Origin of the sequence: Nocardia sp. NPDC047038 (genome assembly GCF_040644075.1) — a bacterium.
In the GTDB taxonomy this organism is placed as follows: Bacteria; Actinomycetota; Actinomycetes; order Mycobacteriales; family Mycobacteriaceae; genus Nocardia; species Nocardia sichangensis.
The window spans coordinates 950,575-967,878 of record NZ_JBEYVQ010000002.1; the positions used below are offsets into that span (position 1 = coordinate 950,575).

Here is a 17,304-nt window from a genome sequence, read left to right on the forward strand (position 1 = left end):
GGCAACGAATACGAAGAGAAAACGGCTTCGGTAGTTGTGGTCTGGATCACCATCCAGCAACATGAAGGCATTCGTTTCCAATTGATACCCGAACAGCATGCACCAAGGTCGATTCGTCCGGTTTCTTGGTGGGCGTCTCGTCCTGGTGCCCGACGAGGGGCCGGTTGGGATTGCTAATAGTTTGCCAGACCGGGCCGCCTGAGGGAAAGGTCGATGTGATGCGTAGTGCGCGCGGGAAGCGCTGGCCCCAGAGGCCCCGAGTAGCCGGTTCGTGGTTGCGGCGGTCCGCCCTCGGCATCGCCGCGGCGATGCTGCTGCCGCTCGGGGCGACCGTCGCGGGCGTGGGCGCCACGGCGTCGGCGGCGTTCGACCCCGCGGCCTTCGATTTCTGGGTCGATTCCGGCATGGGTCCGATCAAGACCCGGATCCTGCGTGCCGCCGACGGCAACACCAATCGCGTCGCCTATGTGCTGGACGGCATGCGGGCGCCGGAGACGCTGAACGGCTGGGAGATCGAGACCAATATCCCGCAAGTCCTGGCGAGCCAGAACATCAATGTGGTCATGCCGGTCGGTGGCATGTCGAGCTTCTACGCCGACTGGATCGCGCCAAGCGAGTTCTTCGGCATCCCGGCAGGCGCGGGCTCCAGCACCGGTTCCGGCGGGCTGGACGGGTTCGCGGGCGGGCCCGGCAAGAGCTACCGGTATCAGTGGGAGACCTTCCTGACCAACAACCTGCGCTGGGCGCTGCGCGATCGGCTGGGGTTCAACCCCAACCGCAACGGCGCCTTCGGCTTGTCGATGGGCGGCAGCGCGGCGCTCACCCTGGCGGCCTACCACCCGGATCAGTTCAGTTTCGCGGGGTCGTTCTCCGGCTATTTGAACAACTCGGCGCCGGGTATGCGGGAGGCCATCCGCGCCGCCATGCTGGACGCGGGCGGCTACAACGTCGACGCGATGGCGCCGCCGTGGAGCCCGCAGTGGCTGCGGATGGACCCCTTCGTGTTCGCGCCCAACCTGATCCGCAACGGCACCCGCCTGTGGATCGCCGCGGCCAGCGGACTGCCCTCGGCCGGCGACCCGCCGAGCTTCGGCACCCTCAACGGCATGGGGCTGGAAAGCCTGGCGCTGGCGAACACTCGCGCGTTCCAGGTCCGGATGGCGACCTTGGGTGGCGGCAACGCCGTCTACTCCTTTCCGCCGTTCGGTATTCACGCCTGGAACAACTGGGCTGACGAGGCCATGCGAATGATCCCGGATATGTCGGCGAACATCGGCTGAATCTTTTGGCGGCGCCTGCGGCGCCGCGTGTTCGCGGCCCCCTATGGCTCGCGTCAGAGCGGACGAGACTCGCGCCTGCGGCGCATGCGCTTCGTCCACTCTGGCGCGAGCCGGGCCGCGAACGGCGCTCGTAAGACTCGCACCCGGGTGGGTTCGGTGTGTGGGGAACTTGCGCTTCCTGGTGTGCGGCGGGATTGGCGGGGGCATTTGTTCGCGGTTTGTGCAGTTGTCTTCCTGGCCGTTGGGGCTGCGTAGTGGTCCTTTTGAACAGGGAGGCGTTCTTGGGGTCGCCAGCTTGGGGGAGTGGGGGTAGGTGGTAGGGGGTTATGTGGGGGCGGTGCAGGGGGAAGTCCTGGCATTCCACCCAATGTTTGCTGCATGATCGCTGTCGTGCGGTCGTCGGTGCTCGGAGCTGTTTGCCCGAAGTCGCCTCTGTGGCTATCACGGCAGATCTCGGTTCCGATCACGGTTCGGCCACTGGTCTGGGAGGACTCTGCCCCGTCGCTCGGAGCCGCCGGGCCTGCGGCGAGGTCGCTGGAGGTGTCGGGATTGCGAAGATCTCGGGTCGGTGACAGTTCCCGCCAGGAGCGCGAATATCTTGCGTTCCAACACGACATCACCGCGAGAACGCGATAAGGTCACCGCACCATTACCTTGCGTGAACGGATGGATTTCGGCCAGTGGAAAGACCCGGATCTTGCTAAAGCGGGGGGCGTCGAATATCGTCCAGCGAGCGCAAGTGTGACCAGATCGTTGTAGCGCCGTCATGGGTATCGGATTGTCGGGACCATGTCCGTGACGCGCGTCTCGTTGGCAACACGGGTGCCGCTTCGCCCCTCGGGCGGCGAGTGGCACCACAACAGCAGAAAGAGAGCAGGATTCATGCGTTTCGGCAGGGCGGCCGCGCCGAAGAGAACACAGTCGGGACGGCGAGGCGCGGCTCGCGGTTGGCGTAATCGAATTCTGGCTGTCGGTGCCGCCGCGCTGGCGCTACCGATCGCCGCAGGCCTGGCAACCCCGACTCTCGCCGCAGCGGCGCCGTCGGTGCACACGCCGGTGTTGCGGGCGCCCGCGGGCGGCTTCGAGGACCTGATGGTCCCGTCCAGCATGGGCCCGATCAAGGTGCAGGTGCAGTGGGCCGCACGCGGCGGCAACGCGGCGCTGTACCTGCTCGACGGTCTGCGCGCCCGCGACGACCGTAACGCTTGGTCGTTCGAGACCAACGCGCTGCAGCAGTTCGGGAACGACAACATCACCCTGGTGATGCCGGTCGGCGGCCAGTCCAGCTTCTACACCGACTGGTACGCGCCGTCGAACACCAACGGCCAGAAGACCACCTACAAGTGGGAGACCTTCCTCACCAAAGAACTGCCCGCCTTCCTGGAGGGCTATGGCGTCTCGCGTACCAACAACGCGGTCGTCGGCCTGTCCATGGGCGGTAGCGCGGCGCTGGCTCTCGCGGCCTACCACCGCGACCAGTTCAAGTTCGCCGCCTCCTACTCGGGCTACCTGAACATCTCCGCGCCGGGTATGCGTGAGGCGATCCGCATCGCGATGCTGGACGCGGGCCGCTACAACGTCGACGCGATGGCCGCGCCGTGGAGCTCGCAGTGGCTGCGGATGGACCCGTTCGTTTTCGCGCCGCAGCTGCGCGGCCTGCCGATGTACATCTCGGCCGCCAGCGGTCTGCCGGGTCAGTTCGACCAGCCGAACTCGGCGGTCGGCGTGTTCAACACCGGCAACGGGATGGCGCTGGAAGCCCTCTCGCTGGTGAACACCCGCGCGTTCCAGGCTCGCCTGAACTCGCTGGGCATCCCCGCCCGGTACGACTTCCCGGCCGCGGGCACCCACTCCTGGAAGTACTGGGAGGGGGAGCTGTTCGCCTCGCGCAACATGATCCTGGACGCCACCGGCGCCTGGTGATCTGATCCGCCTCGTCGCAATTCAGGCCGCACCGATTCGGTGCGGCCTGAATTGCGTTCGGGGGCAGCTATGATCGCGTGACAGCGAACATTGTTTGCTGTGCAGCGCGTGTCTCCCGTAAACGTCGCTATAACGGGAGTACAAAGCTTTTGTGGCAGGGATTACGCGCGGTAGCTGTGGCATACGCGGGCGTCTCGTCGCGCGTTCGGCACGCGAGCGGCTCATGCTGCTCGCCGCCACGATGGTGATCCCGCTAGCCGCGAGCGTGTCCGTCGAGGCTCCCGCCGTCGCGGAGCCAACGGCGGCCGTGGCCGCGCCCGCGCTGGAGAAGGTCCAGTGGCTCAGCGACCGTCGCGTCGCGCTGTGGGTGACCTCGCCGTCCATGGGAGTGCCGATCCAGGTCCAGTTGCTGCTGGCCAGAGACTGGAACGCCCACCCGGAGGCCAGATTCCCCGTCCTGTTCCTGCTCGACGGTCTGCGCGCGACCGACGACGAGAGCGGCTGGACGAAGGAGGCTGGGGCGGTCGATTTCTTCGCCGACAAGAACGTCACCGTGGTGCTGCCGGTGGGTGGGCAGGCCAGCTTCTACGCCGACTGGCTCCAGCCGGACAACGGCCGTACCTACAAGTGGGAGACTTTTCTCACCAAGGAGCTTCCGCCGCTGCTGGAGAGTCATTGGCGTGCGACACCCGTGCGGGGCGTGGAAGGCCTCTCGATGGGTGGCACGGCCGCGATGTTCCTCGCCGCCCGCAATCCGGGCTTCGTACGGCACGCCGCGTCGTATTCGGGCTTCCTGACCACGACGACGCTGGGCATGCCGCAGGCCATCGAGTTCGCCATGCGGGATGCGGGCGGCTTCGACTCCGCCGCCATGTGGGGCAGGCAGACGGACCCGGAGTGGGAGGCGCACGACCCGTACGTGCTGGCCGACAAGCTGCGAGGAGTCAGTCTGTACGTCTCCAGCGGCAGCGGCGCGATCGGTCCCTACGACCACGCCCTCGGCATTCCCGGGGTGAGCACCAACATCGCGGGCATGGGATTGGAGATCCTCTCCCGGCTCACTTCGCAGAACTTCGTGACCAAGCTGTCCAAGCTGGCCATTCCCGCGCAGGTGAACTATCGCCCGTCCGGCACCCATTCCTGGCCGTACTGGGACTTCGAGATGCGTCAGTCCTGGACCCAGGCCGCGTCCGCGCTCGGCGTCGATCAGGGCAAGCCCGCCTGTCAGCCGGGCGGCGCGATCGGCCCGGTAGCAGCCGCGGCGGGCTGGCTCGGTGACTGCCTCACCGGGGAGTACGCCGTGGCAGGAGGCACCGCGCAGGACTTCAAGGGCGGCCGGGTGTTCTTCACGCCGGACAGTGGCGCTTACCCGGTCGGCGGCGTGATCGGGCCCGGTTACCAGGCGGCGGGAGGACCTACCGGACCGCTCGGGCTGCCGACGGGCGAGGAACGCGCGCTGGAAGACGGCCGCGGCCGGTTCCAGGCATTCCAACACGGCGCGCTGTACTGGACGCCGCAGACCGGAGCTCAAATGGTGCGTGGCGCAATTTACGACGAGTGGGGCAAGCAGGGGTTCGAACGCGGTCCCGCCGGTTACCCGACAGCGCCGGAGGCCAAGACACCGAGTCGCGACGGCGCCGTGCAAGCCTTCGAGAACGGTCCGTTCTACTACAGCCAGGCCACCGGCGTGCACCGCGTCCAAGGCCTGATCCTCGGCAAGTACGCCCAGCTGGGCTTCGAGAACAGTCCGCTCGGCTTCCCGGTCGCCGAAGAGCAGACGGTGAAGGACGCGGGCCGCTTCAGCCGATTCGAAGGCGGGACCATCTACTGGAGCCCGGTGTCCGGCGCTTGGGCGGTCCGCAACGGCCCGATACTGGATGCTTGGCGCGACGCCGGCTACGAGAACGGCAAACTCGGCTTCCCCACCGGCGACGAGTTCCCCATCTCCGACGGCGTGCAGCAGAACTTCCAGGGCGGATTCATCACCCTGCGCGACGGCAAAACGGAAGTACACGCCCTTTGAGCACGACCGATGCACGGCAGCCCGCAAGCTGTCACTCGACCGGCCCGACCGCGTCCCGCGCATCCCAGGCTGGGTGATGCGCCATGGTCGGCGGCGCTGAGCCTGTTCCGTTCGCGGCCCGGCTCGCGTCCGAGTGGCCGCCGCGTCCGCGACGAAGTCGCCAGCGGCGGTCGCTCGGACGCGAGCCATAAAGGGGCCGCGAACACGCCGCGCGAAGGCGCGGCAAATTCAACACCGCTAGCCTGGTGGGCGACCCGACCCCGCTCAGTGACAGATCGAGGACAAGAATTCATGCATCGGACCCGTGGAAAGGTATTCGGCGTGGTTGTGGCGATTGCCGCAACCGGCCTGCTCGCCGCGTGCGGCGACAATGATTCGACCGCGACGAGCACGCCATCGCCTACCCGCACCACGACGGCAGCGGCGGCGACCACGTCGCCGGTCGCTTCGACACCCGCCGAAACCGGCCAGCCCGCTCCCGCGCCGGAGCAGCCCACCACGACGGTGGCGCCCGAGCGTCCGCAGCCGGTGCCGACCGAAGCCGTCCCGCCCGCGGACACCTCGAAGCTCACCGACAAGGACAAGAAGTTCCTGGACGAGCTGGCCAAGCAGGGTGTCACCCCGTCAAGCCCGGACATCGCGCTGAGCATCGGCGCGTACGTCTGCCAGGGCACCGCCGCGGGCGCGTCCGATCAGGATCTGATGACCTTCGTCAACGCCATGGCAGGTTCGGATCCGTCCTTCGACCCGGCGAAGATGCCGGTGGAGAAGGCCGGGCAGATCTACATCTCCACCGCTCGCGCCACGTACTGCCAGTGAGTTCGCGCGTCCGTTCGACCTCCCGCCGGTCCAAGCCGGCGGGATGCCTGCTCGTGATCGGCGGCATCCTGCTGATCATCCTGGTGGTCCTGCTGCTGTGGTACCTGCTAGCAGGGCGTTTGCGCCCGCCCGGCCCCGGGCCGAAACCGCCGGAACGCCCGACGTCGCAGCCCGCGAGCTGTCCGGATGTGCAGATGATCTCGGTGCCCGGCACGTGGGAGTCGAACAGCGCCGACGATCCGCACAATCCGACCGCCAACCCGGTGTCGCTGATGCTCAACGTCTCCGGCCCGATCACCCAGCGGTTCCCGAGCGAGCGGGTGGACGTGTACACCGTTCCGTACGTCGCGCAGTTCTCCAATCCGATCGCGATCCCGCCGGACGGCCAGCAGTCGTACAACAACAGCCGATCCGAGGGCACCCAGCGGATGGTCGACGCCATGGCCGCGCGGCACCAGGAGTGCCCGCTGACCACCTACGTGCTCGCGGGGTTCTCCCAGGGCGCGGTGATCGCGGGTGACGTCGCCGCGCAGATCGGTGCGGGCGCGGGCCCGGTGCCCGCCGATCTGGTGCTGGGCGTGACGTTGATCGCCGACGGACGCCGTACCGGCGACAACGGCCCGGGCCAGGCGATCCAGATCGGCACCCCGCCGCCGGGTGTGGGTGCCGAAGTCGCGCTGAAGGGGTTGAACGTGCCCGGCATCACGATGACCGGTCCGCGTCAAGGGGGCTTCGGCACGCTGGCCGATCGCACCTACACCATGTGCGCGCCCGGCGATCTGATCTGTGACGCCCCCCGGGAGGCGCTGAGTCCGTGGAACATCGTGGGCAGCGTGAACACGCTGGTCCGGGCCGCGGGAAACCCGGTGCACACCCTCTACAACAGTTTCGTCGTCGACGGCGACGGCAACACCGCGACGCAGTGGACGGCGAACTGGGCGGCCGGACTCATCGAGACAGCGCCGCATCCGGCTCATTCGTGAAAATTCACAGCCCGTGAGATACCCCGCACCGGATTGGCGTGACAAGCGCAACTCGAGTTGGGTAGCACGCTGTAAAGTGCGCTGGTGATCGCGACGCCGGGCACCACCCCAGCGCGGACCCGAAGCGGGCGTCGCGCCCGTATTTTCCTTACAGCCAGGAGCATGAGTTCATGACAGAAGCCGCCGCACCGGCCACCACGGCGAGCCGTGACGCGGATGCTGCGTTGTCCGCGCTGGGCACTCCGTTGCGCCCGTTCCGCTTCGCGGCGGCCGGGGAAGGAAACAAGCAGGAGGGCGGCGCGCGGAAGTTCGTGCAGACCGCTCAGCAGGCCGAGGAGTACGGCTTCGACACCTTCGTGGTGCCCGACCACCTCGGTGAGCAGATCGGGCCGATCGCCGCGCTCGGCGCGCTGACCCAGGCCACCGAGAAGATCCGGCTCGGCACGTCGGTGCTGGCGAACGGTTTCCGCCACCCCGTCGTGCTGGCCAAGGATCTGGCGACCATCGACGTGCTGTCCAAGGGCAGGCTCGAGGTCGGCGTCGGCGCGGGCTGGATCAAGGAGGAGTTCGAGAACGCGGGCATCCCGTACGAGTCGCCCGGTGTCCGGCTGGAGAAGTTGGACGAGTCGTTGACCATTCTCGACGTGCTGCTGCGCGGCCAGGAGTGCACCTTCGAGGGCAAGCACTACCAGGTCCGCGGCGTCAAGGGGACCCCACGGCCGCGGCAGGGCCCACGCCCCCCGATCTGCACCGGCGGCGGCGGTCCGAAGATGCTGCGGCTGGCCGCCAAGCACGCCGACATCGTCTCCGTCGTTCCCGTGACCACCAAGAACGGCAAGGGCCTGCTCTCCGGTATCACCATCGAGAAGGCCGTGGAAAAGGTGAATCTGATCAAGGAGGCCGCCGGTGACCGGTTCGCCGACATCGAGCTGAACTGGGCCATCACCGCCATCGTGATCACCGACGATCGCGAGAAGACCGCGGAGATGGCGCTGTCGGCGTTGGACCGGGGACTGCACCCGAACCTGGAGGTCGATGTGCAGCTGTCCGTCGAGGACATCCTCAACTCGCCCTACGTGGCGATCGGAACATTCGAGGAGATCGCCGAGCAGATCCGCCGTGTGCGGCAGCTCACCTCGATGTCCTATGTCGGTGTATTCCCCACCCAGATGGACGCGTTCGCCCCCGTTATTCCCCTGCTGCGGGACGAGTGAGCCGGTCTTCTCTGTAACATGACTCTGGTTTGAGTACATCTAGCCGATAAGCGGTCACCGCGCAGACCGCACAAAATCTGCAGGCTGGCTCTGCACTTGGAGCACCCGCGGGCGAAAGCGAGTCGGGGCCTCACAGGTAAAAGCGGCGATCTCGCCGTCTTGCTGCGTGTGCCTCGGAGGAGAAGAAGGAATGGAAGAGACTTTCGACGACTACCTGGACGAAACCGGGAACATCCGCATTCCCGAGGATCACACCCTGGTTGATCACGTCGAGAAGCACACCCGGAACGACGCGAACACCCTGGCGTATCGCTACATCGACTACTCGCGCGAGCGCGACGGTGAGGCGCAGGAGTTGACGTGGCGTGAGTTCGGTATTCGGCTGCGCGCGGTGGCCGCTCGACTGCAGCAGGTGACCAACCCGGGTGACCGGGTCGCGATCCTCGCGCCGCAGGGCTTGGATTACGTGATCTCCTTCTTCGCCGCGATCTACGCGGGCACCATCTCGGTCCCGCTGTTCGACCCGGACGAGCCGGGCCACACCGATCGCCTGCACGCGGTGCTCGGCGACTGTGAGCCCTCGGCCATCCTGACCGCGAGCTCCTCCGCGGCCGGGGTCCGGCAGTTCTTCCGCTCGCTGCCCGCCGCCCAGCGCCCGCGCATCATCGCGGTGGACGCGATTCCCGACAGCGTCGGCGAGAGCTGGGTGCGCCCGGACATCGCGATCGACGACATCGCCTACCTGCAGTACACCTCGGGGTCCACCCGGGTGCCCGCGGGTGTGGAGATCACGCACCGCGCGGTGGGCACCAACCTGCTGCAGATGGTCGACGCGATCAACCTGGACTGGAACTCGCGCGGCGTCACCTGGCTGCCGCTGTTCCACGACATGGGCCTGCTGACGGTGATCCTGCCCGCGGTGGGCGGCAAGTACATCACCATCATGTCGCCGAGCGCGTTCGTGCGCCGTCCCTACCGGTGGATCAAGGAGTTGGCCGCGGTTTCCGACGGCGCCGGAACCTTCGCCGCCGCACCGAACTTCGCCTTCGAGCACGCCGCGGCGCGCGGTCTGCCGAAGAACGGCGAGTCGCTGGATCTGTCGAACGTCATCGGCCTGATCAACGGCAGTGAGCCGGTGACCACCTCGTCGATGAAGAAGTTCAACGAGGCGTTCGCCCCCTACGGGCTGCCCAAGACCGCCATCAAGCCCTGCTACGGCATGGCCGAGGCCACGCTGTTCGTCTCCGCCACCAAGGCCGAGGACGAGGCCAAGGTCACCTACGTCGACCGCAGGGAACTCAACGCGGGCCGCATGGTGAAGGTCGACCCCGGTCACGAGAACGCGATCGCGCAGGTGTCCTGCGGCTACATCGCGCTCTCGCAGTGGGCGACGATCATCGATCCGAAGTCGGTGGAGTCGGGCGGCGGTCGCGAGGTGCCCGACGGGCACGTCGGCGAGATCTGGCTGCACGGCAACAACATGGGCATCGGCTACTGGGGCCGTCCCGACGAGACGGCGGCGACGTTCCAGAACAAGGTCACCGAGCGCCTGTCCGAGGGCAGCCACGCCGAGGGCACCGAGCCGGACGCGAACTGGATGCGCACCGGCGACTACGGCGTGTACTTCGAGGGCGAGCTCTACATCACCGGCCGGGTCAAGGACCTGGTGATCGTGGACGGTCGCAACCACTACCCGCAGGACCTCGAGTTCTCGGCGCAGGAGGCCAGCACCGCGCTGCGTCCCGGGTTCGTGGCGGCGTTCTCGGTGCCCGCCAACCAGCTCCCGGCCGAGGTGTTCGAGCAGGGCAGCCACTCCGGCCTGCAGTTCGACGCCGACGACGCGTCCGAGCAGCTGGTCATCGTGGGTGAGCGCGGTCCCGGTGCGGGCAAGGCCGATCCGCTGCCGATCGCCGACGCGGTGCGCGCGGCGATCTCCCAGCGCCACGGCGTGACCGTTCGAGACGTGCTGCTGGTGCCGGCGGGATCGATCCCGCGCACCTCCAGCGGCAAGATCGCCCGCCGCGCCTGCCGGGCGGCCTATCTGGAGGGAACGCTGCGGGGTGGTTACACCCAGCAGGCTTTCCCCGATGCACCAGAAGAGTAATTGCCAGGGGCGGCCTCGGACCGACCATCGACGCTCGGCGCCGAGCTTCTCGAGCGCCGAGCGTCAAAGACGGTACGCCCGGTACGCAGACAGGTAGCTTGAGGAATTGATGGCTGACAACGAGGGCACGCCCACCCAGACGACCGACGCCCCACCCGTGGAGACCGTCGCCGACGCGGCGGCCCCGGCCGAGTCCGCGAAGGGCGGCGCGCAGACCGACATGTCGGTGGCGGAGCTGCGTGAGTGGCTGCGGCGCTGGGTCTCCGAGGCGACCGGGCAACCGATCGAGCAGATCACCGTGGACCGGCCGATGGAGGAGTTCGGGCTCGCCTCGCGGGACGCCATCGCCCTCGGCGGGGACATCGAGGAACTGACCGGCGTGATGCTGAACGCGACGATCGTGTACCAGCATCCGACCATTGCCTCGCTGGCCGAGCGGATCATCAACGGCGAGCCGGAGCTGCCCGCGGAGTCGTCCGACGACGCCTTCTACACGGCGGGCTACGCGCCGGGTGAGGCACACGACATCGCGATCGTGGGTCTGTCGACGCGGCTGCCCGGTGCGGGCGACACTCCGGAGTCGACGTGGGAATTTCTCATCGGACGCGGTGACGGCATCCGGGAGCGGCCCGAAGGGCGCTGGTCGGAGTTCCTGGCCGAGCCGCAGTTGGCGGAAGCGGTCGAGAACGCCAACACCAGGGGTGGCTATCTCGATCAGGACGTCGTCAAGGGTTTCGACGCCGAGTTCTTCGCCATGTCGCCGGTCGAGGTCGAGCGGGTCGATCCGCAGCAGCGCCTGATGATGGAGTTGACCTGGGAGGCGTTGGAGCACGCCAGGATTCCGGCCAGCGAACTCAAGGGCGAGCCGGTCGGCGTGTTCATCGGCTCGTCGGGCAACGACTTCATGCTGCTCGCGGCGCTCGGCCTTGGCAGCGAGCGCGATCCGAACGTGCCGGTATCGGCCGAGGCCTACGCGATCATGGGCAGCGTCACGTCCATCATCCCCAACCGGGTTTCCTACTTCTTCGACTTCCGCGGTCCGTCGGTGGCCGTCGACACCGCCTGCTCCTCGACGCTGGTTGCGGTGCACGAGGCGGTGCAGGCGCTGCGCAGCGGTGACGCCGATCTGGCGCTCGCCGGTGGCGTGAACATGTTGCTCGCGCCGATGGCCACGCTCGGTTTCGACGCCAATGGCGGCGTCGCCAAGGACGGGCACATCAAGGCATTCTCCAGCGACGCCGACGGCATGGTCCGCTCCGAGGGCGGCGGTCTGGTGGTGCTGAAGCGGCTCGCCGACGCGGAACGCGACGGCGACACGATCTACGCCGTGATCAAGGGCTCCGCGGTCAACAACGACGGGCGGTCCAACGGTCTGCTCGCCCCGAATCCCGACGCCCAGGCAGAAGTGCTGCGTCGCGCCTACCGGGACGCGGGCATCGCGCCGTCGGCGGTGGATTACATCGAGGCGCACGGAACCGGCACCCTGATCGGCGACCCGATCGAGGCCGACGCGCTCGGCCGGGTGGTCGGCCGGGGACGTGCAGCCGACAAGCCCGCGTTGCTCGGTTCGGCCAAGACCAACTTCGGTCACCTGGAATCCGGCGCCGGTGCGGCGAGCCTGGCGAAGGTGATCATGTCGTTGCAGCACAACGTCATTCCGCCGAACATCAACTACGCCGGACCGAACCCGTACATCCCGTGGGATCAGGCGCGCCTGAAGATCGTCGACGAGCCCACCGAGTTCCCCCGCTACAGCGGCAAGGCGACCATCGGCATCTCCGGCTTCGGATTCGGCGGTACCAACGCGCACGTCGTCGTCCAGGAGTACGTGCCGACCGCGACCGAGACCGAGGCCCCGTTCTCCGAACTCGAGGCCCGGCTGGACGAGGACGCGGTGGCGGAGAGCGCCGACGCGGAGACGGAATCCGCGGCAGGCGACGCCGTGGCCGAGGCGGCCGAAGCCGACGCGGAATGGACCGCCGAGCGCACCGAGCCGCTGCCGCAGATCCTGCCCGTGTCGGGTTACCTGCCCTCGCGCCGCCGTCGTGCCGCCGCCGAGCTGGCCGACTGGCTGGAATCCGAGGCGGGCGCGCAGACTCCGCTCGCCGATGTGGCGCGGTCGCTGGCCAAGCGCAGCCACTGGCGTTCGCGCGGCGTGGTGCTGGCGAAGACGCACGAAGAGGCGATCGCCGGACTGCGCGCCATCGCGGCGGGCAAGCCGGGGACCGGCGTCTTCACCGCCGACGCGCCCGCGGCCATGGGCCCGATGTGGGTGCTGGCCGGTTTCGGCGCGCAGCACCGCAAGATGGGCAAGCAGCTGTACCTGGAGAACTCGATCTTCGCGAAGGCCGTCGACGAGGTCGACGAGCTGGTGCAGGACGAGGCCGGATACTCGGTGCGCGAACTGTTCCTCGACGACAGCCAGGACTATAACGTCGGCACCTCGCAGGTCGGCATCTTCACCATCCAGGTCGGCCTGGCGGCGCTGCTGCGCGCGCACGGCGCGGAACCCGATGCGGTGGTGGGTCATTCCATGGGCGAGGTCGCCGGCGCGTACATCGCCGGTGGTCTCTCGCTCGAGGACGCGGTGCGCGTGATCTGCGCCCGCTCCCGCCTCATGGGCGAGGGCGAGCAGATGATCAGCGACGACGACGTGCGCAACATGGCGCTCATCGAGTACAGCGCCGAGGACGTCGCGAACCTGCTGCCGGAATACCCGGACGTCGAGGTCGCGGTGTACGCCGCGCCGACGAACACGGTGATCGGCGGTCCGCAGGACCAGGTCGCGGCGATCGTCGCCCGGGTGGAGGCGGCGGGCAAGTTCGCCCGGGTGCTGCAGACCCGCGGTGCGGGCCACACCTCGCAGATGGATCCGCTGCTCGGCGAGCTGGCCGCGGAGCTGGCCGGTATCGAGCCGACCAAGCTGAAGACCGGCCTGTACTCGACGGTGCACAAGGAAGAGTTCTTCCGCTCCGGTCACGACCCGATCCACGACGAGGACTACTGGGTCAAGAACATGCGCCACAGCGTGTACTTCACCAACGCGGTGAAGCTCGCCGTGGACGCGGGGCACACGACCTTCCTGGAGCTGGCGCCGAATTCCGTCGCGCTGATGCAGGTGCTGGGCACCACCTTCGCCGCGGGCGTGCACGACGCGCAGCTCATCCCCACGCTCAAGCGCAAAGAAGACGAGTCCGCCGGTGTGATCGCCGCGCTCGCCCAGCTCTACGTACACGGGCACAAGGTGGATCTGTTCTCGCTGCTCGGTGCAGGCGAGTACGCCGACGTTCCGCGTACCACGTTCGTGCGCAAGGAGTACTGGCCGAAGGTCCAGCTGTCCTCGGGCGGCAACGGCCGGGTTCCCGGTGCGCACGTGGCGCTGCCGGACGGCAGGCACGTCTGGGAGGTCCAGGCCTCCTCGGTGACCGATCTCGCCGGACTCGTGCGCGCCGCGGCGGCGCAGGTGCTCAGCGACGTGTCGCTGGGCGCGTCCATCCCGCACGCGCCGATCCCGGCCGCGGGCACGCTCACCACCACGCTCACCCCGCATCCCGGCGGCGCCTCGGTGCAGGTGCATGCCAAGGAGGGCAGCGCCTTCCGCCTGGTGTTCGACGCCGTGGTCACCTCGGGTGCTCCGCTGCCGGAACCTGTTGCGACCGAAACGGTCCCGGTGCCCGCCGCGCAGCCCCAGGGCGACGCCGACATCGAGGTCGTGGAAACCTTCGGCGACCGGTGGGATCCGAACGGCACGCAGACCGTCGAGGAGCGGCTCGCGCTGATCGTCGCGGAGTCCATGGGTTACGCGGTCGAGGATCTTCCGATGGAGATCCCGCTGATGGAACTCGGTCTGGACTCGCTGATGGCGATGCGCATCAAGAACCGGGTCGAGTACGAGTTCGACATCCCGCAGTTGCAGGTACAGGCTGTGCGGGACGCGAGCCTGCACGAGGTCGGCAAGGTGCTGCGGTACGCGATCGAGCACCGCGACGAGGTGCAGGCGATGGCGGATCAGCAGGCCGCAGACAAGGCCGCGGGCGGTACCGGCGAGCTGGCCGTCGACTCCGATTTCATCGCCACGGCCCGCGCGGCGCTGGCCACCGGGGCCGACCCGGTCGCGGCGGTCACCGGCAAGACGACCGACGCGCCCGAGGCAGCACCGGCTGACGCGCCGACGGATTCCGTGACACCGGAAAGCGCTGTGCCCGAAGCTGTTGCGCCCGCCCCCGAGCCTGCTGCCGCGCCCGCAGCCGTGTTCGGCGGCGCTGCCGAGCAGCCCGCCGACGAGGACGACGTCCCGCCGCGCGACGCCGCCGAGCGCCTTACCTTCGCCACCTGGGCGGTGGTCACCGGTAAGTCGGCCGGAGGCATCTTCAACACGCTGCCGATCCTCGACGAGGACACCGCGGAGAAGCTGGCCGCGCGCCTGACCGAGCGGGTCAAGGCCGAGGTCACCGTGGACGACGTACTCGATTGCGAGACCATCGAGCAGCTCTCCGACATCGTTCGCAACCTGCAGGACAGCGGCGCGGATGTGGACGGTTTCGTGCGTCCGCTTCGGGCTCGCGCGGAGGGCTCGAACGCGGTTCCGGTATTCGTGTTCCATCCGTCCGGTGGAAACACGCTGGTGTACGAGCCTCTGCTGAAGCGTCTGCCCGCCGACACGCCGATGTACGGCTTGGAACGGGTCGACGGTTCCATCGAGGAACGAGCCCGCCAATACCTGCCCGAGCTGCGCAAGCTCCAGGGTGACGGGCCGTTCGTGCTGTACGGCTGGTCGCTGGGCGCGGTGCTTGCCATGCAGACCGCGCAACTGCTGCGGGCCGAGGGCGCGGACGTGCGCGTGGTCGGCCTGATCGATCTGGCCATTCCGACGCAGGGCGAGGACAACAGCCCCGAGGAGCGGGTGCGGCGGATCGAGCGCTACCAAACCTTCGCCAAGAAGACTTACGGCGTCGACGGCGAATTGGACCGCGAGCAGTTGGAGACACTGGCCGCGGCATCCGACGAAGAGCAGTTCAAGATGATCAGCGACCTGATCAAGATCAGTGGCGCGAAGATTCCCGGTGGCGTGCTCGAGCATCAGCGCACCTCGTGGATCGATAGTCGCCACCTCGCCCGTACCCAACCGTCCCACTACGACGGCAACGTCGTGCTCTACCTCGCCGATCGCTACCACGACGGGATGATCGAGCTCGAGCCACGCTTCGCCGACCGGGTGCCGAACGGCGGCTGGGACGAGTACATCCCGAATTTGGAGGTCGTCCACATCGCGGGCGACCACCTGCAGATCATCGACGAACCGCGGATCGGCAAGATCGGAGCCGACCTGACCGCGAAGCTCGCCGCGATCGAGGCGAAAGGGGCCAAGTGAGCACTACTGCCGAGAAACTCGCCGACCTGCGCAAGCGCCTGGATTTAGCGCAGGAGCCGGCGGGTGAAGCGGGCGTGGCCAAGCGGGCGAAGAAGGGTATTCCCAGCGCCCGCGACCGGATCAACATGCTGCTCGATCCGGGAACCTTCGTGGAAATCGGCGCGCTGGTCCGCAAACCGGGCGACTCCGCCGCGCTCTACGGCGACGGCGTCGTCACCGGGCACGGTTTGGTCGAAGGCAGGCCCGTGGCGGTGTTCTCGCACGACCAGACCGTCTACGGCGGTTCGGTGGGCGAGATGTTCGGCCGCAAGGTGGCCGGGATCCTGGAGTACGCCGCCAAGGTGGGGTGCCCGGTGGTCGGCATCAACGACTCCGGCGGCGCGCGCGTGCAGGAGGCGGTGACCTCACTGGCCTGGTACGCCGAGCTGGGGCGGCGGCAGGAGCCGCTGTCCGGGCTGGTCCCGCAGATCTCGATGATCCTCGGCAAATGCGCCGGTGGCGCCGTCTACGCCCCGATCAACACCGACGTGGTGGTGGCGACCGAAGAGGCGTACATGTTCGTCACCGGGCCGAAGGTGATCCGTGAGGTCACCGGCGAGGACGTGAGTCTCGAGGAACTCGGCGGCGCGCGCAGCCAGGCGGAGTACGGCAACATCCACCACGTGGCCAAGGACGAATCGGCCGCGTTCGAGTGGGTGCGCGACTACCTGAGCTACCTGCCGACCAGCTGCCAGGAGCTGGCGCCGATCGTGAATCCCGGCTTGGAGCCGGAGATCACCGACACCGACCTGGAGCTGAACTCGATCGTCCCGGACTCCGACAACTCCGGGTACGACATGCACGAGATCCTGCTGCGCATCTTCGACGACGGCGCCTTCCACGAATTCGGCGCTTCGGCGGGGCGCAACGTCATCACCGGCTTCGCCCGCGTGGACGGCCGCAGCGTCGGCGTGGTGGCCAACCAGCCGATGGTGTACGCGGGCGCGCTGGACGCCCGCGCATCGGACAAGGCGGCGCATTTCGTGCGTCTGTGCGACGCGTTCGAGATCCCGCTGGTGTTCGTCGTGGACACGCCCGGGTTCCTGCCCGGTGTGGAACAGGAGAAGATCGGCGTCATCAAGCGCGGTGGACGGTTCCTGTTCTCCTACGTGGAGGCGTCGGTGCCGAAGGTCACCGTGGTGATCCGCAAGTCCTATGGCGGCGGTTACGCCGTGATGGGCTCCAAGCAGCTGGGCGCCGACGTGAACCTGGCCTGGCCGACGGCGCGGATCGCGGTCATGGGCGCCGAGAGCGCGGTCAGCTTGATCGGAGCCAAGCAGATCGACGCCGCGCCCGAGGACCAGCGGGCGGCGATTCGCCAGCAGATGATCGATTTCTACAACGCCACCGTGGCGACGCCGTGGGTGGCCGCCGAACGCGGATACGTCGACGCGGTCATCGAGCCGTCGACGACCCGACTGGAAATCCGTCGTGCGCTACAGCTTTTGCGGGACAAGTCCGTTGCCCGCAATCCGCGCAAGCATCACCTGCTGCCGCTGTAGCAACCGGTACACGATCGGGCCGCACCCCTTGGGGCGCGGCCCGATT

Annotated in this window: 9 protein-coding genes; all 9 read left to right on the forward strand. The window is 68.0% G+C overall.

The window, feature by feature from the left end; all coding sequences use genetic code 11:
- Positions 1–218: 218 nt before the first annotated feature.
- The 9 genes from ABZ824_RS12475 (at position 219) to ABZ824_RS12515 (ending at position 17,258) form a co-directional block, all read left to right on the forward strand.
- Positions 219–1,280 (forward strand): alpha/beta hydrolase family protein, encoded by a 1,062-nt coding sequence (locus ABZ824_RS12475; RefSeq protein WP_356963341.1) that lies wholly within the window; start codon positions 219–221, stop codon positions 1,278–1,280.
- Positions 1,281–2,162: 882 nt separating this feature from the next.
- Positions 2,163–3,203 carry an alpha/beta hydrolase family protein gene (locus tag ABZ824_RS12480; protein WP_356963342.1) on the forward strand — a complete coding sequence of 347 codons (1,041 nt, stop codon included), beginning with the start codon at positions 2,163–2,165 and terminating at the stop codon, positions 3,201–3,203.
- 223 nt (positions 3,204–3,426) lie between these two features.
- Positions 3,427–5,226, forward strand: a complete 1,800-nt coding sequence (locus tag ABZ824_RS12485; RefSeq protein ID WP_356963506.1) for an alpha/beta hydrolase-fold protein — start codon at positions 3,427–3,429, stop codon at positions 5,224–5,226.
- Positions 5,227–5,547: 321 nt separating this feature from the next.
- Positions 5,548–6,045 (forward strand): DUF732 domain-containing protein, encoded by a 498-nt coding sequence (locus tag ABZ824_RS12490; RefSeq protein ID WP_355073133.1) that lies wholly within the window; start codon positions 5,548–5,550, stop codon positions 6,043–6,045.
- Positions 6,042–7,028: a cutinase family protein gene (locus ABZ824_RS12495; RefSeq protein WP_356963343.1), complete on the forward strand. Its 987-nt coding sequence runs from the start codon at positions 6,042–6,044 to the stop codon at positions 7,026–7,028. The genes ABZ824_RS12490 and ABZ824_RS12495 overlap by 4 nt, the downstream gene beginning before the upstream one ends.
- Positions 7,029–7,198: 170 nt before the next feature.
- Positions 7,199–8,242: an LLM class F420-dependent oxidoreductase gene (locus ABZ824_RS12500; RefSeq protein ID WP_356963344.1), complete on the forward strand. Its 1,044-nt coding sequence runs from the start codon at positions 7,199–7,201 to the stop codon at positions 8,240–8,242.
- A gap of 190 nt (positions 8,243–8,432) precedes the next feature.
- Positions 8,433–10,346: a long-chain-fatty-acid--AMP ligase FadD32 gene (gene fadD32 / locus ABZ824_RS12505; protein WP_356963345.1), complete on the forward strand. Its 1,914-nt coding sequence runs from the start codon at positions 8,433–8,435 to the stop codon at positions 10,344–10,346.
- A gap of 109 nt (positions 10,347–10,455) precedes the next feature.
- A complete protein-coding gene (pks13, locus tag ABZ824_RS12510; protein WP_356963346.1) occupies positions 10,456–15,717 on the forward strand; it encodes a polyketide synthase Pks13 in 5,262 nt (1,753 codons plus the stop codon).
- Positions 15,714–17,258 carry an acyl-CoA carboxylase subunit beta gene (locus tag ABZ824_RS12515; RefSeq protein WP_355073124.1) on the forward strand — a complete coding sequence of 515 codons (1,545 nt, stop codon included), beginning with the start codon at positions 15,714–15,716 and terminating at the stop codon, positions 17,256–17,258. Before pks13 ends, ABZ824_RS12515 begins: the two co-directional genes overlap by 4 nt.
- Positions 17,259–17,304 lie beyond the last annotated feature (46 nt).